This window comes from Marinobacter sp. DS40M6 (genome assembly GCF_028581595.1).
Classification (GTDB): Bacteria; Pseudomonadota; Gammaproteobacteria; order Pseudomonadales; family Oleiphilaceae; genus Marinobacter; species Marinobacter salarius.
Genome location: NZ_JAFCAE010000003.1, coordinates 403501 through 422376, shown reverse-complemented (window position 1 = coordinate 422376; position 18876 = coordinate 403501). Strand labels below are relative to the sequence as shown.

At 58.7% G+C, this 18876-nt stretch carries 17 protein-coding genes and 1 tRNA gene; 10 read left to right on the top strand and 8 right to left on the bottom strand.

Translation table 11 applies throughout. From position 1 onward, the window contains the following. Positions 1-8: 8 nt before the first annotated feature. The 6 genes from JJO78_RS09540 to JJO78_RS09515 all read right to left on the bottom strand — a co-directional run bounded on the left by JJO78_RS09540 (position 9) and on the right by JJO78_RS09515 (position 4882). Positions 9-85: transfer RNA gene (locus JJO78_RS09540), tRNA-Val, on the bottom strand. Between the two features lie 55 nt (positions 86-140). After that, entirely contained in the window at positions 141-1097 is a 957-nt protein-coding gene (locus JJO78_RS09535; protein ID WP_075196136.1) for a DMT family transporter, read from the bottom strand. A 126-nt stretch (positions 1098-1223) separates the two neighbouring features. After that, positions 1224-2309, bottom strand: coding sequence for a hypothetical protein (locus JJO78_RS09530; RefSeq protein ID WP_127401484.1), 1086 nt, complete (start codon positions 2307-2309; stop codon positions 1224-1226). A 29-nt stretch (positions 2310-2338) separates the two neighbouring features. Continuing rightward, complete coding sequence (locus JJO78_RS09525; RefSeq protein ID WP_127401482.1) at positions 2339-3415, bottom strand: hypothetical protein; 1077 nt, start codon at positions 3413-3415, stop codon at positions 2339-2341. 148 nt (positions 3416-3563) lie between these two features. Next, the gene (locus JJO78_RS09520; RefSeq protein WP_075196134.1) at positions 3564-4166 is read right to left on the bottom strand and encodes a YceI family protein; all 603 of its coding nucleotides are present in this window, start codon (positions 4164-4166) and stop codon (positions 3564-3566) included. Beyond that, entirely contained in the window at positions 4163-4882 is a 720-nt protein-coding gene (locus JJO78_RS09515) for a CDP-alcohol phosphatidyltransferase family protein (RefSeq protein WP_227517908.1), read from the bottom strand. Before JJO78_RS09515 ends, JJO78_RS09520 begins: the two co-directional genes overlap by 4 nt. Positions 4883-5039: 157 nt before the next feature. Between JJO78_RS09515 and JJO78_RS09510 the strand changes: the two genes are divergently transcribed. Genes JJO78_RS09510 through JJO78_RS09495 form a run of 4 tightly spaced genes read left to right on the top strand, consistent with a single transcriptional unit; the run spans position 5040 to position 9333 of the window. Continuing rightward, positions 5040-6038 (top strand): zinc-dependent alcohol dehydrogenase, encoded by a 999-nt coding sequence (locus JJO78_RS09510; RefSeq protein WP_075196132.1) that lies wholly within the window; start codon positions 5040-5042, stop codon positions 6036-6038. Positions 6039-6070: 32 nt separating this feature from the next. Then, entirely contained in the window at positions 6071-6469 is a 399-nt protein-coding gene (locus JJO78_RS09505; protein ID WP_036205386.1) for a 6-pyruvoyl trahydropterin synthase family protein, read from the top strand. Further along, a complete protein-coding gene (locus tag JJO78_RS09500) occupies positions 6456-8402 on the top strand; it encodes a glycosyltransferase (protein WP_127401480.1) in 1947 nt (648 codons plus the stop codon). The genes JJO78_RS09505 and JJO78_RS09500 overlap by 14 nt, the downstream gene beginning before the upstream one ends. A 1-nt stretch (position 8403) precedes the next feature. Next, on the top strand, positions 8404-9333 hold the full coding sequence (locus JJO78_RS09495; RefSeq protein WP_226910013.1) for a lysylphosphatidylglycerol synthase transmembrane domain-containing protein: 930 nt from the start codon (positions 8404-8406) through the stop codon (positions 9331-9333). Here JJO78_RS09495 and JJO78_RS09490 read toward each other — a convergent pair. Beyond that, positions 9308-10180: a RibD family protein gene (locus JJO78_RS09490; RefSeq protein WP_085680394.1), complete on the bottom strand. Its 873-nt coding sequence runs from the start codon at positions 10178-10180 to the stop codon at positions 9308-9310. The two genes, JJO78_RS09495 and JJO78_RS09490, sit on opposite strands and share 26 nt — an antisense overlap. A 134-nt stretch (positions 10181-10314) precedes the next feature. Between JJO78_RS09490 and JJO78_RS09485 the strand changes: the two genes are divergently transcribed. Continuing rightward, complete coding sequence (locus JJO78_RS09485; protein ID WP_127401478.1) at positions 10315-10731, top strand: helix-turn-helix domain-containing protein; 417 nt, start codon at positions 10315-10317, stop codon at positions 10729-10731. A 4-nt stretch (positions 10732-10735) separates the two neighbouring features. On the opposite strand, the gene galU is transcribed toward JJO78_RS09485, so the two are convergent. Next, on the bottom strand, positions 10736-11572 hold the full coding sequence (gene galU / locus JJO78_RS09480; protein WP_036205392.1) for a UTP--glucose-1-phosphate uridylyltransferase GalU: 837 nt from the start codon (positions 11570-11572) through the stop codon (positions 10736-10738). 365 nt (positions 11573-11937) lie between these two features. Here galU and JJO78_RS09475 point away from each other — a divergent pair, with 365 nt between their 5' ends. The 5 genes from JJO78_RS09475 to JJO78_RS09455 all read left to right on the top strand — a co-directional run bounded on the left by JJO78_RS09475 (position 11938) and on the right by JJO78_RS09455 (position 18804). Continuing rightward, a complete protein-coding gene (locus JJO78_RS09475) occupies positions 11938-13113 on the top strand; it encodes a ShlB/FhaC/HecB family hemolysin secretion/activation protein (RefSeq protein ID WP_036205393.1) in 1176 nt (391 codons plus the stop codon). 145 nt (positions 13114-13258) lie between these two features. Beyond that, complete coding sequence (locus JJO78_RS09470) at positions 13259-14812, top strand: glucan biosynthesis protein G (RefSeq protein ID WP_126812407.1); 1554 nt, start codon at positions 13259-13261, stop codon at positions 14810-14812. Positions 14813-14827: 15 nt separating this feature from the next. After that, positions 14828-15085, top strand: coding sequence for a hypothetical protein (locus tag JJO78_RS09465; RefSeq protein ID WP_036205395.1), 258 nt, complete (start codon positions 14828-14830; stop codon positions 15083-15085). Then, positions 15078-17189 carry a glucans biosynthesis glucosyltransferase MdoH gene (gene mdoH / locus JJO78_RS09460; protein WP_127401476.1) on the top strand — a complete coding sequence of 704 codons (2112 nt, stop codon included), beginning with the start codon at positions 15078-15080 and terminating at the stop codon, positions 17187-17189. The genes JJO78_RS09465 and mdoH overlap by 8 nt, the downstream gene beginning before the upstream one ends. Before the next feature lie 28 nt (positions 17190-17217). After that, a complete protein-coding gene (locus JJO78_RS09455) occupies positions 17218-18804 on the top strand; it encodes a glucan biosynthesis protein (RefSeq protein ID WP_127401474.1) in 1587 nt (528 codons plus the stop codon). Positions 18805-18876: the final 72 nt, after the last annotated feature.

Below are 18876 nucleotides of genomic sequence, written 5' to 3'. Positions count from 1 at the left end.
AGCAGGAATGGTAGGACCAGGCAGATTTGAACTGCCGACCTCTGCCATGTCAAGGCAGCGCTCTAACCAACTGAGCTATGGTCCTATGTCCTGCAACGGGGTGGAAATATACTGATTCCGATGGGCGTGGTCAACCTCTTTCAGGCGGTTTTCTGCTTTCTGGCCCAGCCTTTTATGGCCTTGCTGAGCACTCCCCACCGATTGATCAGCAGTGCGAGGAATATCAGGCCGCAACCGGCGAGTTGTGTGGTGGACATGGATTCGCTGAACCAGCCTGCAGCGAACAGTGCGACCCATACCGGCTCCAACACAAGGATTACAACTCCGTGGCTGTGGGTGGCCAGGCTTTGGGCATAGGTCTGCAGCAGGAAGCGGCCTGCCGTGCCTACCACGGCACTGGCAATCACCCAGCCGGCGAGAATGCCGGAGAAGTTCTCGAGAGTCGGTGTCCAGGGTTCCAGCAGCACTGACTCGGTCAAGGTGACGGTGCCTACGGTGAGCAGCGCAATGGTCGTGAGGGGCAGGGCGGGGACGCGGTGTTTTTCCACGGACTCTCCCCGGCGGTTGATCACCGTGCGCTGGTTGGCCGCGCGGGTGTTAAGGGTGAAATACAGCGCAAAGATAAACGCAGCCACCACAAAGAAAACCTGACCGATTTCGGGCCGGAATCCATTTTTGAGCGACAGCAGCGCGAGCCCGCCCACCGCGACCGGAATTGCAAACCAGGTGCTCAAAGGCTGTGCCTCCTGGAAGATCACCCGGGCAATCACTGGCACGATGACCACGCCAAGGCTGGTCAGGAAGGCACCTTCACCTATGTGGGTGACGTGAAACAGCCCCATCACCCAGAAGCTCATGGCCACTCCGAACACCAGCCCCACGCCAGCACTGCGCTTGAATTGGTCCAGGCTTAGTCGTTTCAGCGAAGGCCAGGCTATGACCGCCAGTACCGAACCGGCCAACAGGAACCGAAGGGCCATGAACATCAGCGGCGGCATCAGTAATACGGCTTCCTTGGAAAATATCCAGCTAATGGCTGCCATCAGGGTGACAACCACCAGTAACAGGTCGGATTTATGAGTGTTCGAGAGGGGCATTCAAGACCGCCATAGAGTGGATAGGCTTTAGAGCGACAGCGGCGGAGTTTATCACGGGCAGGTAAGAATGGCTCTTCCATGAGCCGGTTGGTGCTCCTTCAGACGGTTGGGTCCATCTTGGTATTTTTAGTTGTTGAGTGTGTTGTAGACCAGCGTCGACATATCGGTCTGGTTCGAACCGGGTACTTCAACATATCGGTCACCGGAACCCCACCACTGCCACCAGGCGCGCTTGTTGTAGGTGCGGCTGGCGAAATCGACACGCAGCCCATTGAGGGTTGTGTCATTCACTACCGGGACCGAAATGTTGCCGGTTTCCGAGCCCAGAACGCCGCTGTGGGAAGCACCCTCGTTCATCAGGATCGGAAAGTGGTTGTAGTACAGGTCCGACGGCCCGTTCTGGCTGGACACCTTGCCCGCCAGGCTCAGGTTCGAGCTACAGGAGTCGATACCGTTGCTGCTGGTGGCGCCACAGGCCGAGTGGGTTGGTACCACGCCATCATCGGTACCGGCAATGAACGGCTTGGTGATGCCGCCGTAGGAGGAGCCGCCGGCCACAAACCGCAGGCGCGGAATATTATTGGGACTGACGGCGAGGTTGCGTGCCGTGTTGGTTTGCAGGTCATTGACCACGCCAAGGCTGCCTGGCTCAGGGGTGATGCCGGTGAAGGCACGTACTGCCTGTTTGAGCGGCCAGTTGTACCAGCTGTCGTTGTAGGCAACATTGAGGGCCAGATCGGCCAGCTCTGTACCGCCGCCGGCACCGGAGTAGTCGATCGCAGCGAGTATTTTCAGCGGCTGCAGTCCGTCGGCCTGAAGCCAGCGGGCCTGGTTTTCCAGAAGATATCGGGTGACCAGGTCACCGGTGGAATGGGAAACCACAATGCAGAAATCGTTGCACAGCCCTTGCTGGCTGATGTCGCGTAGCTGCTGATAGGCCTGCTGGGCGATGTTGCCCTCCACACGGCCATCGCTGCCCCAATCTACACGGGCGTCGGAACGGGACAGCCAGAAGGTACGCCAGTAGTCCTCGCCAGCACTTTTTACCTCATTAAGGTTGGCAGGTGGATTGGCCAGGTCTTCCTGCTGGAAGCCGTGAACCAGGATCACGTTGTGGCCCGCAAGCTGGGCGTGGGCGGTGCCGGCGAACAAGCCGCCGGCGATGGCCACCGCAAGGGCGGTCTTACAGGCACTTCTCTTTCTTGTTTTCATAAAGGCTCCGTCTTTGTTTTATTGTTGTATCAGAACTTGTCTGCCAGCCTTTGCAGCAGCGCAGCACGTTGCTCTGATTCGGGGTCACCTGCCGGGCTGTCGGTCAATCCGTCCAGGTCCGGTGGCGAAAACGAGTAGCCATCATCAGGGCCATAGCCATAGTCGGTGCGGTCTCCGGGCGAGGCCGGCAGGCGCCGGATCTGCAGGTTGCGCAGTTCCAGGTTACCGCTAATCTCACGATGGGCGAGCACCGAGCCATGGGCTTTGAGCTCCAGGGTGTCGGTGGTTCCGTCGAGTCGCTTCTCCGCCTGCAGCTGCGCGAGTGCGCGGCCGTTGTGGTAGAGCTGGGCAGAGAGGGCATAGAAGCCGGGGTCTTTGGCGTCGAAATGAACCGGTATTATCAGGTCGTTGTTGGTCACCTTTGGGGCGCCCAGGCCGTCAAACTCTCCCAGGTCGGGCTCAATGGTCAGGGTTGAAACGTGGCGTACGGGTTTGCCATCAATGGTTGCCTCAACGATCAACCGATATTCGCCAGGCTCTGCGTCGGCCTCAATGATGCCTTCATAGTAGGGGGCACCGGCCTCGTTCTGGAGTGTAGTACTGGCAATCGCCTGGCGAGACTCGGGGGACTCCAGGGTCGCGTCCAGGCTTGGCCCTACCACCTGGGAGCCAGTAATGCTCGCTGCCACAAGAACGTCTTCTTCCTGTACGAAGCGGTATTTCTCAAGCGTGACGGTAAATTGTCCGCCCCCGTCCAGCGGCAGCTCCACAGGGTCGAAACGGTTGCCGGCGTAGGCCTTGGCCTGGTCGTCAGAGATTGGAATGGAGTACGTCGGGTAGCGGATGTTCTGGCTGTATTGGGCTGCAGCACTGGCCAACATGAAGCCGATCGCATTCTCAGAGGGTTCCTGCTTTTCCGTGGTCGGCGATTCGGCCGGCCCGGGCTTGGAGCGGGTGGTGTCTGTTCCGGAAGGGGGCGGGCTCCTACCTTCGCTCTCACCGGTTATCCAGGAGAACCGGACTGTATTGTCGGCCGACAGTAGATATCCCAGGCCGACGGCACCGGACACAACGAACGTTAGGGCCAAGAGCAACCGCAGTGGCATCTTTGGATCCTTGTTGGAGGCATTCTATGGCGCGAACGCCATTATTTTTGTTGTTGTATTAACATAACGGGCCAAACTGACTTCGCGCAAAAAAATGGCCCGAATGTGTAACAGAATGTGTCCAGGGTGTGATGTTGTTCACACTACCTCATAACCAGCCGGACTCTTTCACAGCTTCGAGGCCGAACCTGAGGCGAACGTCATCACCCACCAGATCCTGATCAATGCCGTAGGTCATGCCCCAATTGCTGCGCTTAATGGTGGCCTCGGCGGTGATGCCGAGGGTGTAGTCCTCGTGCCCGATGGGGTAGTCGGCAGATTTGTTAAGGGTTACATCAACATCCACCGGGCGGGTTTTGCCCAGAAGGGTCAGGTCACCGGTCACAATGCCGGTGTTTTCGCCGGTGGTTTCGAAATTGGTGATCTCAAAGGTGATGTCCGGGAACTTTCCACTGTTGAGAAAATCCTCGTTGCGCAGGTGGCCATCCCGTTTATCGTGATTGGTGAAGACGCTTTTGCTTTTGAACGTCAGTGTGCCGGAGGTGAGCTGTTGAGTCTCCTCGTCGTAGCCGAACTTTCCTTCCACATCCCGGAACATGCCCATTACCGGGGCATAGCCGATGTGGTTCACCTCAAACGACATCGAGAAATGCTCATCGTCGATAACGTAGGTTTCCGGCTCGGCCATGGCAACGGGGGCGGACAATGCCAGTGAGGCGGTCAGTGCAGCAGTGGATAGGAACGCTTTCATGTCTTTCTCCCTGTTTGGTAAAGCCAGCGCAGGTCTGTAAAAAACGAATAACAGAGCAGTAACAGCGCGATAGCGAGTGTGGCAGTCGCGAAGCCGGTCGGCGTAATCGGTAATATGGCAACCATCAGGGTGACTATTTGCCATACGCAGACAGTTTTGCGTCGAAAGCTGTCGGGTAGTGGTCTGTCCATGAAGCGAAACCAGTGGCCAGCGATCACAAAGGCGTAACGCATCAGCCCCAACGCGAGAACCCATGGGCCGGCTTTGCCCTGGGCCAGGACCGCAACACACAGCCCGAGGATGAACAGCGCATCCAGTTCCATGTCGAATCGGGCACCGAACGCCGTTGTTGAACGGGTGGCCCTTGCGACTGCGCCATCCACGCCGTCAAGAATCAACGCCAGTAAACACAATGACCCGTACAACCACAGCCAGTTCCCTAACCCGGAAGTGAACGGCGCCAGGCTGATGAGGAGTATGACGAGGGAGGCGCGTACCAGGGTTGCCCGATTGGCCCAACCGAAGTCCTGTTCCGCAGGCCAGAAGCGAATAACAGGCACCGCAATTGCCAAGCAGAGCAACACGGCGAGCGCGTAAAAGCTGGCAGGGGGGTGGAATCCGATGCCAGCGGCGGTCACCATGAGCGCCGTCAGTCCGCCGGACCAGGCAAGATCGGCAGCCAGGGGCAGGCGGAACGTGTGAGTGTGGGAATCCATCATCAAACCCCAGCGTATGATTGAGCGTGCATCCGGTCGTAACAGGGCCTTACTGAAAATATGGATGCGCCTGTATGCACTATAGCTGGCAAGGCCGCGTGTACTATAGCCTGCGTATACTATAGTGAGTTACGTGCGCTGTAAGGAAACAGACGATATGACAAACGCATTTTGGGTGACCGGGCCCGGGGAAGGGGCCATTCTCCCAGCAACCTACGATCATTGTTCGGCGACCGACGCTGACAGTCCAGCGGTGTCTGTGCGAGCGCTATACTCGGGCGTCAGTCGTGGAACCGAGTCATTGGTTTTCAACAACCGTGTGCCACCGTCGGAATACGATTCGATGCGTGCCCCGTTCCAGGAAGGCGATTTTCCCTTCCCGGTCAAATATGGTTATGCCAGCGTAGGTCGTGTTGTTTCGGGCCCCGAGGCCCTGACTGGCCAGTCGGTTTTCTGCCTGTTTCCTCATCAGGAGCACTACCAGGTTCCTGCATCCGCCGTGGTACCTCTTCCATCCGGTCTTCCGGAATCCAGGGCAGTGCTGGCCGCCAACATGGAAACCGCGGTGAACGGCCTGTGGGATGCTTCACCACGAGTGGGCGAGCGGGTCGCAGTGGTTGGCCTCGGCGTCGTTGGTCTGCTGGTTGCCTGGCTTGCCAGCCGAATACCGGGTACCCGGGTTACCGCCGTGGACACCAATCCACAGCGTAAAGCGGTTGCGCACACGCTGGGGCTGGATTTCCAGACCCGGTGCCGGCAGGACGATCATGACTTGGTCATCCACGCCAGCGGCCACCCAACGGGTCTTGAAACCGCTCTTGCGCTGGCGGGACAGGAAGCGCGAATTATTGAGATGAGCTGGTACGGCGAGCAGCCAGTGCCGGTATCCCTGGGCCGGGCATTCCATTCCCGTCGGCTGACGATACGGTCTAGCCAGGTTGGTAACCTGCATCCTGAGCAGCGGCCACGCTGGCGCCATCGGGATCGAATGGTGCTGGCCCTGGAGCTGCTGCGGGATGATGTCCTGGACTGCCTGATCAGCGGCGAAACCACCTTCGAATCGCTGCCGGAGGTTATGCCGGCACTTGCTGGAAACAGAGCTGGCGGAACGGCCTCCGACACTCTCTGCCACCGTATCGTATACCCCGACAATTGACTCCCATCATCCGTATCGAGGACCCAAAACCCATGTTCAGCCTTACCGTCAGAGACCACATGATGATCGCCCACAGCTTTAAGGGTGACATTTTCGGCCCCGCCCAGGGCCTGCATGGCGCCACCTACGTAGTTGATGTCTCCTTCGAGCGGGAAGCCCTCGACAACGACGATCTGATCGTCGATATCGGGCTGGCGTCCGAGGTGTTGTCGTCGGTGATTGCCGAGTTCAACATGAAGAACCTGGACGATATCGAGGAATTTGCCAATCGCAATACCACCACCGAATTCATGGCGATGACGGTGTTCGACCGACTGGCCGCGGCGATCCGCCAGGGCCGGCTGGGTGAAACTGGCAAAGGCCTGTGTTCGATGAAGGTCACCCTTGGCGAATCCCATATTGCCTGGGCCAGCTACCATGGCGAACTCTGAGCCATTAACGTCGGTGTTGTTCGTTGTCCCGGGGGATCCTGAACAGAAAACCGGAGGCTACCGGTACGTTCAGCATGTTGTCGCAGGGCTCAGGGATAACGGCGTGGATGCCTTTGTTTCCGGGCTCTGTGGCAGCTTCCCGGTGCCAGACCGGATGGCGGAAGCATCCATGAACAGGTTGCTTGCCGACCTTGCGGATGATTCGGTGGTGGTACTTGATGGCCTGGCCATGGGCGGGCTTCCGGACGTGATCGCCAACCATGCATCCCGTTTGCGGGTTGTGTCGCTGGTCCACCACGCCCTGGCGGATGAAACGGGGCTGACGCAAGAGTTGCAGGATTGGCTTTTCCGGGTAGAGCGTCGGGCGCTGTCAAAGGTGGCCGGGGTAATCACGACCAGTGCCCACACCGCGCACCGACTGAAAGACTACAGCGTACCGGCCACGGCCATCCGCGTGGTTGAGCCGGGCGCCGACACCATTGCCGGTATTGGCGCTGAAACCCAGCCATCAAGAGCCCAGGGCCCCACGATTCATCTGCTCTGTGTTGCCCACCTGTCGCCGCGCAAGGCACAGCACCATCTGGTTGAAGCGTTAAGTGATCTCCGGGACTGTTCATGGCACTGCACCCTGGCAGGCTCGCTGGATCGCGACGAGCGCTATGCCCACGAGCTTCGCGGTATCATTGCGAACCTGGGGCTTGAACATCGGATCAGTCTTTTGGGGGAGCTGGACGACCTTGAGCTTGCCGGCGCCTATCGTAACGCTGATGTTTTTGTGCTGCCGTCCGTTTACGAAGGGTATGGAATGGTGATTGATGAGGCGATTGCCGCGGGGTTGCCGGTGATCACCACGGATGGGGGTGCCCTTTCCACCACAGGCCTGCGGCCTGGCGTCCGGCAGTATCAAGCCGGCGATGTCGCAGGGTTGCGGGCGTGCCTGGAAGACTGGCTTACTAACCCCGGCGCGCTTGGCGAGGCGGCTACCCAGGCACAGCAGGCGGCGCGCTCCCTGCGAAGCTGGCAGAGTACCGCCATTGACTTCCAACGGGCACTGGAAGACCTGCTGCCGCCACCGGACCCTACCACCTTCGACAGCGACTGGCTGGCACTGCGTGAGCCGGCAGACCACCTTGCTCGTAACAAGAGGCTGCTCTCGGAGGTGCTGGTTTGGGCGGAACAGGACTATTGTCACCCGGGCGTTCTGAGCGGTCATCACGCACCACCACTGCTGGTGGTGGATCTGGGTACCGGCACTGGCTCCAACGCCCGTTACCTTGTGCCGGCCATGACGGTACCCCAGCGCTGGGTGCTACTGGACCAGGACGAACACCTGCTTGCCCTTGCCGGAGAGAGACTGCAACACCTTGATGTCCCGCTGGAAACCCATGCCTGTCACTTGAACGCCAAGCGGCTTGCCGGGCAGATTCCGGATGGCACCCGGTTGATCACAGCTTCGGCCCTGATAGACCTGATGTCGGAAGACTGGCTTGAGGCAGTGGCGGTAGCCGCCGCCAGACACAATGCCGGTGTGTTTATCGCTCTGAGTTACGCGGGTGATGTCGAGCTGTTGCCGGCAGACCAGGACGACGACTGGATACGCGAGACCGTCAACGAGCACCAGCACAACGATAAGGGGACTGGTGCCGCGCTGGGGCCATCGGCGACGAATTACCTCAAGCAACAGCTCGAATTGCGGGACTATCAGGTGTCTGTTGCTCCAAGCCCGTGGCGCCTGACGCCTGCTCAAAGTGCACTTCAGCGCGCCTTGCTTGAGGGCTGGCGTGACGCGGTGATGCAACAGTCGCCGAGCGAACGTCAGCGGGCCGAGCGCTGGTTTGGCCTGCGTCTGAAGCAGGCTGATGAGCAGAGCCTGTCAATCCGCGTGGAACATGAAGACTTGTTTGCCCGGCCAGCCAGAGACGGCGTTGCCTGACGTGCGACGCCTGCTCCGAACCCGTTACCTGCGCTGGGGTTTCACCCTGCTGTTGCTAGTGGCGACTGGCTACTTCCTGGATCTGGGCGTGCTCTGGCGGGAGCTGGCGCAGTTCTCATTACTGGCGTTATTGGCAGCCATGGTGGTGTCCGTTGCGCAGGTGGTGCTTTCAGCCTGGCGCTGGCGTTACACCGCCCGGCGACTTGGGTTGGTCTTGCCCATGGCTGTTGCGGTGCGGGAGTACTACCTTGCCACTTTTCTCAATCAGGTGCTTCCTGGCGGGGTGATGGGCGATGTTAATCGGGCCTGGCGTCACAGTCTCGACTCCGGTGAGCGCCTTGCGTCCGCTCATGCCGTCATGATTGAGAGAATGTCCGGGCAACTGGTGATGATGGCTGTGGCGCTGAGCCTGGGTGTTTGGCTTGTCTGGTACCGATACGGAATGCTTGAAGCCCTCTCGGAATATGGCGAACGGGCGCTGCTGTTGCTGGCCGGCCTGACAGCCACAGTGGTATTGGTTACAAGTATTTGGCAGCGCGCGAAAGACTATGTCCATACGCTGCGGCGGGACTTGCGCAAAGCCTTGTTGGAGTGGCCGGCCGTGGGTGTCCAGTTGGTGTCTTCCGCCGGTGTGGTGGCCAGTTACCTGGCCGTGTTCTCGTTGCTGGCTCTGGGCGCGGGTTATTGGAGTGACCCGCACATGGCTTTGGTTCTGACGTCTCTTTGCAGCCTTCTGCTGCTGGTCATGGCCATTCCGGTCACTGTTGCAGGCTGGGGGGTGCGCGAGGGTGCTGCGGCATTGCTCTGGCCCATGGCTGGGATGCCGGCAGAGCAGGGCGTTGCACTCAGTGTCGGCTATGGGTTGGCGGTTCTGTTGTCGAGCCTTCCGGGCGTGCTGTTCGTGTTCACTCGTCGACAGTCGAACGAGTGAAATCCAGGTCAAACAGCATGTCACTGCCCAGGTCCACCATCTGGGCCTTCGGGCGCAGGGCGCTGTCGAGTTTCTTGATCTCCGGCAGTGAAAATGCCGGGCGCCCACTGCCGATGATCATGGGGGCGACCATGACATGCAGCCGGTCGAGCAGGTCCGCATTCAGGAATTCAGACACGGTAAGCCCTCCGCCCTCCACAAAAATCTTGCGAAGGCCAAAGTCCGCGAGAACCGCGAGTATATGGGCAGGGTCCGTGGTGTCATCCTGCCCGAGGCAGGGCACATCTGTTACGCCGTGGCGGGGTGTCAGCTTGTCGCCGGCGTGGTAGTCCCCTGCGACGAGGCGGAGCGTAGGGGATGCTTCGTCGCTGAACAGGTGATGGCTGTCCGGAACCCGATGGTTGCGATCAATCACCACCCGGACCGGATTAATGCCGGACGTCTTGCGGACTGTCAGCCTGGGATTGTCGGTGGATGCGGTTCCGGCGCCGACAATGACCGCTTCCGACACAGCCCGCAAGCGGTGCAGGTGGGTAATGCCATCCTCGCCATTGATGAACTTGGAAGCGCCGGTCACCGTGGCGATACGTCCGTCCAGGCTCTGCCCCATCTGGCCGACAACCCGCGAGCGCGAGCCTTGAGCAACCGGGCAGCACAGAGGCAGGAAAACCGACAGCAGGTTGCGTGCGTCGAGCTCTGCTGGCAGTCGAAGTTCCCATTCGCCGTTCTGGCCTATATCCAGTGCTGGCTTGTCACTGCCCGGCAATGAGAGTGTCACATTGCTGCGGTTCACTGCGTCCAGTACCAGCTCCCATGCGGTGTTCTTATCCAGTGCTTTTGCCGCCATACCAAGTTATTTCCGTTGCTTATGGATTCATTATAGGTAGATTGTGTGTAAAGCTATATGTACGTTACATTTCCGGTTTGATTCACCGAAAGTGCCATCAGGCCACAAGACTAACCACGGCAGAGAACACTCCTATGCGGTACCTGCAAACCTTTAACCGCCGCCTGCGGCAGATTCGGGAAGCCGGGCAGTTGTCGTGCGGGGACGTGGCAGAAATGTGCGGAGTGGACGAGGCGCGGGTGGTGAGTTGGGAATCGACTGATGCGAGGCAGCGGGCATGGCCGTGTGTCACCGAGTTACTGGATTTTTGCCTGAAGACGGAAACCCCACTGGAAGACCTGCTGGATCTGGACGACGCCGGGGACACCGGCCAGTTGGAGTTGCCAGGCCTGGCGTTCAGCCAGGGCGATGACCTGTCAACGGCCCTGAAAGAACTGGAGCGTGAAATCAGCCGGATTCAACTTTCAGAGGAGGAAATGGAACTGCTGCGCCGGTTCCGGAAAACCTCCGGCGAAAACCGGCGCATGATCCTGCAAATCCTCGGCAAATAGGCGCCTATTTACCTTTCTTGTAGATGTTTTCGTAAACGTAGTTGGTTGCTTCCACAAACCCGTCAATACTGCCGCAATCAAACCGGCGGCCCTTGAATTTATACGCCAGCACACAGCCGTTCTTCGCCTGTTCCAGCAGTGCATCCGTTATCTGAACTTCACCGTTCTTGCCGGGCGCCGTGCGCTCGATGATGTCAAAAATATCGGGCGTGAGGATATAGCGACCGATAATCGCAAGGTTGCTGGGGGCGTTCTCCGGCGATGGTTTTTCGACCATGTCGGTGATGCGATAGAGGCCGTCTTTCATCGACTCGCCCGCTATGACGCCATATTTGTGGGTCTCGTCTTCCGGTACTTCCTCAATGGCAACGATGGAGCAGCGGAACTGGTTGTAAAGTTTAACCATCTGGGCGAGTACGCCTTCTTCGGCGCCGTCAGCCACGCAGAAGTCGTCCGCCAGTACAACCGCGAATGGGTTGTCGCCAACAAGGTTGCGACCGGTGAGAATGGCGTGACCGAGACCTTTCATTTCGTTCTGGCGGGTAAAGGCGAACGAGTTATTGTCGATCAGCTCCCGGATGGAGGTAAGCAGGTCTTCCTTGCCCGAGCCGGCAATCTGGTGCTCAAGCTCATAGCTGATGTCGAAGTGATCCTCGATGGCCCTTTTACCACGACCGGTAACGAAACCGAACTCGTGAACCCCCGCTTCTGCAGCTTCCTCCACACCGTATTGAACAAGGGGCTTGTTCACAATGGGCAGGATTTCCTTGGGCATGGCTTTGGTGGCTGGCAGGAAGCGGGTGCCGTAGCCGGCAACAGGGAAGAGACACTTCTTGATCATAACGTTCGTCCTTATTTCGTTTCGGTCACGGCCTGTTTGAAGTCAGTCGTCCGTGTAGGCTGACTCACGAATTGTGCCAAGTGTAACCAAGTTAGTGACCCAAATGGAGGCCTCGGTAGCGAAATGTAGAATTTGGTAATAAGTGGCACCAGTTCTCAATACCTCCGGCCTGTTGAAATCTATAGAAAAAACTTTCAGAGGTATTTGTAATCATCTGTTTTCTATGAAGATTAACTTTGTAAATTTTGGCAACCAGTGATGGATTTAAGGGCGTTAATGCAATACATTCCGCAGTGACGATTTTTTAAGAATAACCGGTATTCGCAGCGACAGGCGGCCGGCGCTCACTGGCAGGATCAGAAACATTGAGACATTCCCTGTTGTTCGCACTGATTTGGTGCGTTCTCAGCCAACCTTTGTACGCGGAATCATCGGGTTCCTGGTTGCGTAATGGCTGGAAACCCTACGCCGATAACTTTGAGGGCACCGTAAATGCGTTTCGCGATGAGCGTGAACACTGGCTAAGATCCCGATTGAAGTTTTCCGGCAAAACCTCCCTGAACAGCGACGGAATGGACGGAGACATCGGTGTGTCTGCTGACAGCCTGGTCGGTAGCAGCGATGCAATCGGGTTTCATTATCGCGATGCCCGGTCCCACAAGAACCGCTCGGACGTCAACGCCACCTCGTTTCGCTACCGCTTTCCGGCCGGCGCCAACCAAGTAACCGTGGAAACCGGAAGTTCTTACTACAGCCACGCCGTTACCAGTGGTGACAGGCGCTACAATGCCAGTGGCGAATCCAGTGTTGTGGGTGTCGGGGCCAGTCGGCCGCTGTTTTCACGGTTTGGTCTGGCGTTTGATGGTGTTGCCCACCATACCGGTCGAGACAGTCGCGCTATGGAGAAGGGGAGCCTGGTATCGGAGAGCCGCTACGAGTTGTCCTCAGTCGGTCTCAAGGCGCAGGGCGGTCATGAGCTTTGGGATGGTTTGCAGGCCAGCACCGGTCTTCTGGCGGTGAGCGGTCGCGAGTACAGTTCGACCGATTATCGGTTGCAGGACGATGTTGGTCGCGAAGACGCCTTCTATAAAGTGGCGATGTCCGCTTCGCTGGAACAGGAGCTCTATCGGTGGCGCTGGCGGATTCACGGACGCTACCAGTTCGCTGATGAAGATCTTCCGGTGTCGGAGTATCTGACCGTCGCAGGCCCCTCCATGATCGCCGGTTTTAACGGGCAATCCGTATCGGTTGTTCGGGGTGGCTGGTTGCGCCTGGATACCGCCAGCCCCTCCTGGCAGATGCCGTTTATGGACGGTGTGCTTTCCAGCGTGAATTTTGCGGTGTTGCACGGCTGGGTTCCATACTCTGAAACCCAGTCCGACCGCCACGGCCGGGCCTCTGCTGGCCAGGTGTCGTTGAAGTTCGAGGGCCGGGCTTTCACAGCGAATGTCAGCGTCGGCCGTATGATTCGTGCTTCCACGATGGCCATGACGATGCCCGAACGCCCGGACGTTCGGTTTTCCCTCACCATGGGTATCTGATTGCTTGCTAACGACGTTCTAGCTCCCTCCTGAAGCCTCTCGGGCCCCCTGCGGCCAACCTGCCTTACGAAGATGTCACTTGAGACGGCGCCGGTCGCAAGTGCTACATTAAAAAGTCGATGGACATTTTTGAGGTAGGAGCTACATGCATTCAGGGAAACGATGGCTGATCGGCCTGATATTGCCGGGGCTGCTCTACGCCCATGCGGCGGGGGCGCTTGAGTTCAGGGAAATAGTGGACAAGGCCAAAGCAAGGGCTGAAGGTGAGTATCAGCCACCACCTTCGGTGCCCGGCTTTCTCAGGAACCTGAGCTACCGAGCCTACCAATCCATCCGTTTCAATCCGCAAGCCAGCCTTTGGCGGGAAGGGCGCTCCCGTTTCCAGGTGATGATGGTGCCACCGGGGAGCTATTACACCCATACCGTCAAGTTGAATGAAGTGGATGCCGACGGTGTAAAACCCATCCCGTTTGATAAATCCGGGTTCAGCTTCCCGGACCCGGAACTCGCCAAAAGGGTTCCCGCGGACCTGGGCTATGCGGGCTTCAAACTCACGTACCCGATGGGCCGTGGCGACGAACAGAATCAGTTTCTGGTCTTCGCCGGCGCAAGCTACTTCCGGGGCGTGGGTGCCGACAATCACTTTGGTCTGTCGGCGCGGGGTATAGCGATAGACACCGGACTGCCCTCCGGAGAGGAGGTGCCATCGTTTGTTGAATTCTGGCTTGAGCGGCCGGGAGGTGGCAGTGAACGTATGCGGGTTTACGGCCTGTTGGACGGCCCTAGCGTCGCCGGCGCCTACCGTTTCGATATCCAGCCTGGCAAAACCACACGTATCGATGTCACTGCTGAGTTGTTCTACCGCAACCCGGTGGATCAACCGGGCCTGGCGCCACTGACGTCGATGTTCTACTACGGCGAAAATACTGCCAGGCCCCGGGGTGAATGGCGGCCCCAGGTGCACGACTCAAGCGGACTGCTGATTCATGACCAGGGCGCGGGCGAATGGTTGTGGCGCCCTCTGACGAACCCATCGCGCCTCCGGCTCAGCTACCTTCAGGTTGATCGCCTGGCTGGCTTCGGTTTGATGCAGCGGGATACCCAGTTTGACCAGTTTGAGGACGCCGAGGCTCGATATGACAAACGGCCCAGTGCGTGGGTTGCGCCAAGGCAGGGATGGTCGAACGGCGAGGTCGTGCTGGTTGAAATCCCCACCAACGCGGAAACCAACGACAACATTGTTGCCTTCTGGAAACCGAAGGAGCCAGTAAAGCAGGGTGACCATCGGGCGTTTGCCTACAGCCTTCGTTTTGGCGACAAGGACGTATCCGGGCAGGACACCGGGCGTGCACTGCAAACGTTTGTTGGAGATGGCAATCGTCCCGGAGGCGGCACGGAAGAGGGGGCCTACCGAATCATTGTTGATTTTGCAGGAGGGCCACTGGACGATCTCAAGCCTAATGCAGCCATCGTCAGTAAGGTCAGTGAGGGCAGCGGAAACAGCGATGCCGTTGAGATCATAGAGCATTTCGTTGAGTACGTTGAGGCTGATGGCACCTGGCGACTGTCGATGCTGGTGCGCCCCGTCGGTGAAAAGGCTCCGGTGCTCCGAGGACAACTCCTGCTTGATAATGAGCCACTGACCGAGACCTGGACCTATTCCATCGGCCCGGATTCCGGGCTTGGCCAGAAACAGTAGAGCGGAGATTTGTTCATGCCGGAAACCTTATGCCAGCAGGCAATCGAGAGGGTCATGACCTATCTGCGCGACGATGGCGTGGAACTGGACGCGGAAACCTGTCGACAGGTGTTGCGTTTGGTTGACGGTGCCATGACAGAAGGTGATGGGCCAGACTTGCCCGCCCGGTGTATTGAGCTCGTGCCGGACTACTTCAACCTGCCGGGAATGGACATCCCGGCGCCCATTCCACCCCTCATGCGCGGCCACCTGGGGTACTACCCCCATGACTGAGGTCATTAATGCAGCCCCAATCGAGCGTTCGGGAACCTGGCGACGTACCGCCACAGTGCGTCGTTTTTTCCTGACACTGTTTGTGGTTGGGCAAACCGTTGTTGCCAGTTACTTCCTGCTCTGGATTCTGCCGTATCACGGCGGCACATGGGTGGAGCTCGGCCTGCTTGCGCTTTTCATCCTCCTTTATATGTGGATTGCAGTGGGGTTCTGGACGGCCGTGTTTGGCTTTGTGCTCAGGCTGGTAGGGGGCGATCGCCACAGTCTTCTCAAGCGCCATCCGGAGTCGGAACTGGAAAACACGGCGTTGGCCAAAACCGCCATCGTTATGCCGATCTACCATGAGCCGGTGCAATGGACACTCAGTGGGTTGAAGGCTGTCTATCAGGATATTGAGCGGACCGGGCACCTGGACCGCTTTGAGTTTCATATCATCTCCGACAGCAGGGACCCGAACGTCTGGCTACAGGAACAGGCCGAGTGGCATCGGTTGTGCGAAGAGTTGGGGGCCGAGGGGCGGCTATTCTATCGTCGACGGCGCGTCAATCTCAATTTCAAAAGCGGCAACGTTGCGGACTTTTTGCGGCGTTGGGGCCGTCGTTACCGCTATATGGTTGTTCTGGATGCCGACAGCCTGCTGAGCGCGGGAACCATCGTGAAAATGGTGCAACTGATGGAGCGGGAACCCAACGTGGGTATCCTGCAGACCGCACCCACCATTATCAACGGTGAGTCTCTCTTTGCCAGAGTGCAGCAGTTCGCGAATCGCCTTTACTCGTCGTTGTTTGCCACCGGTCTGGCAGCCATACAGATGGGAGACGCTGCTTTCTGGGGCCACAACGCCATTCTGCGTGTCGAGCCATTCATGGCGCACTGCGGTCTTCGCAAACTACGGGGCTTCGGGCTTTTTCGCGGGCCCATCATGAGTCACGATTTTGTGGAAGCGGCCTACATGGGGCGCGCTGGTTATGAGGTGTGGCTTGAGCCTGAGCTTGGGAACAGTTTTGAAGAATCACCGCCCACCATTTCGGATGAGCTTTCCCGGGATAATCGCTGGTCCAGGGGCAACCTCCAGCATCTCTGGATCCTTCTGTTCGGTCGGAAGCTGCGTCTGGCCCACCGGATGGCGCTGCTGAACGGCATCATGGCGTACCTGGCGTCGCCGCTCTGGTTGGCGTTTCTGATTCTGACGACCGTTGAAGCCGTGCAAATGACCGTCGCCAGCATCAATTACTTCCCAGAAGGGCACCAGGGGCTATTCCCCCTATGGCCGGAATGGCGGCCGGAATGGGCTATCGGGCTTGCGTTGAGCACTCTATCGCTGCTGTTCCTGCCAAAGTTTCTTGCCATCTTTGATGCTGTAATCCACGGCCTTGTGCGGGGCTTCGGAGGTGTCTGGCGGCTATTTCTGAGTGTGATGCTGGAAATCGTTGTGTCCGTGCTGCTGGCTCCGGTCAGGATGATGGCCCACAGCCGATATGTTCTTGGCGCTCTTCTCAACGTCTCTTTGTCCTGGGCAGGGCAGAACCGTACCGAAGAAACGACATGGCGGGACGCTTTTCTGACCCAGTTTCCCGGCATGCTCGTGGGCGCTGGCTGGTCCGCCTTCGCCTGGAGCCTGGACCCCATGTTTTTCCTCTGGTCCCTGCCCGTAGCGGTGCCGCTTGTGTTGGCAGCCCCGACATCGGTGGTGCTCAGCCGTGTAGGGCTGGGGCGGGCCTTCCGAAAAAAAGGATTACTGGTGATACCGGAAGAACTTACACCAGTCGCGGTATTGAACGACGCCAGACGCGCAAGGGCCGAGAGTGATGAGGTTCCGGTGATTACCGCTGTGGAGGCCGCCGTGATACGGCCGCGACTGAACCAGCTTCATCTCACTTTGGCGCGCGCCGATCGCCAACCCAGAAGGGCGGAGTTGCTGGCGCCATTGGTACGACGACTCGCCGACAAAGGGCCGGAGTCATTGTCCCGGAACGAACTCAGCCAAGTGTTCCGTGACCGCACGGCACTGGCGGAACTGCACCAGCTTGCCTGGCGTTCATCGCCGGACAGTTTCTGGGGACGGCGAATATCCAGTCTGGGCAAGACAAAACCTGAAGAGTAAAGGCTTCAATATTAGACGGGAGCATGACATGGACAGACGCACACTGATCAAAACCTTCGTCAGTCTGGCGGGAGCCCAGGCACTGCCCCTCTCGGCATTGATGTACAGTGGTTCCAGCGTGGCGGGCGAGGTTGGTGAGCCCAAGCCATTCAGTTACGCGTGGCTGAAAGGCCATGCGCGGGCCTTGGCCGGTGAACCCTGGGTGTCACATGAAGGGGAGTTGCCCGGCTCGTTGAAGAATCTGTCCTGGGACGATTACCAGGCGATCGGCTTTCGCCCCGAAGAAGCGCTTTGGCGTAACGACGACAATGCGTTCCAGGTGCAGCTTTTCCATCTTGGCCTCTACTTCAAAACCCCGGTGCGCATCCACGAAGTGGAAGATGGCGAGGCCCTGGAGCTTGCGTACAAGCCGGAATACTTCCGATATGAGGGTGAACAACCCCTGGGAACCCTGCCGGAGGATCTTGGCTATGCCGGGTTCCGTGTTCACTTCCACACGGACTACGAGCGCGACCTGGCCGCTTTCCTCGGCGCCAGCTACTTCCGGGCGGTTGGGTCAGAGATGCAATACGGGCTCTCCGCCAGGGGCCTGGCGATCGACACCGCACTGGAAAGCGGGGAAGAGTTCCCGCAGTTTTCGGCCTTCTGGCTGGAGAAGCCGAAACCGGGCAGCCAGAACATGGTGGTCTATGCACTTCTGGATTCACCCAGCACGACCGGTGCCTATGCCTTTACGTTGACCCCGGGACGGAACATGGTGATGAGCGTGGATGCGGCGATATACCCGAGAAAACCCATTCAGCGGGTGGGGGTCGCGCCACTGACCAGTATGTACCAGACCGGTGAGAATGATCGCCGTATGGCTTATGACTGGCGCCCGGAAATTCACGATTCGGACGGGCTGTCGATCCTGAACGGGCAGGGCGAATGGCTGTGGCGGCCACTGGTCAATCCTCGCTCCCTGCGGGTAAATACGTTTGTTGACAATAATCCTCGTGGCTTTGGCCTGCTGCAGCGCGACCGCCGGTTTGCCAACTACCAGGACGACGGCGTGTTCTACGAGAAACGTCCGAGCACCTGGGTCACGCCTCACGATGACTGGGGCAAAGGCAGCGTGATGCTGGTGGAGATTCCCACCAAGGACGAGACGTTCGACAATATCGTTGCCTTCTGGCACCCCGAGAAGCCCATGGAGCCGGGGCAGGAGTATCTTTATTCCTACACGTTGTCATGGGGGGGCGAGCCGCCGATGGAGCCAGAGGAGCTGGCCACGGTCCAGGCAACACGTACGGGATTGGGGGGCGTTGTCGGGCAGGAGCGAAAATATTTCTCCTGGCGGTTTGCCGTGGACTTTGCCGGCGGCGCGCTGCCGCTGGTGGGGGACGATGCAGAGGTAGAGCCTGTGATAACGGCCAGCCGCGGGGAGGTGGAAATCACCTCTGCGCGGCCATTGGACTCCATTGGTGGTTATCGGGCGATGTTTGACCTTGTGCCCGACGACTCCCTGGAACCGATTGACCTGCGTCTTCAGCTCAAACTCGGTAACCAGGTGCTTACCGAAACCTGGTTGTACCAGTACACGCCGCCTCCGAAGGACGAGCGCACGCTCTATTAGCCTTGCTTCTGGGCGGTGAAGGCTGCCGCTCTGTCAACAATTACGCTGCCAGGTAATCCGGGATTGTTGACA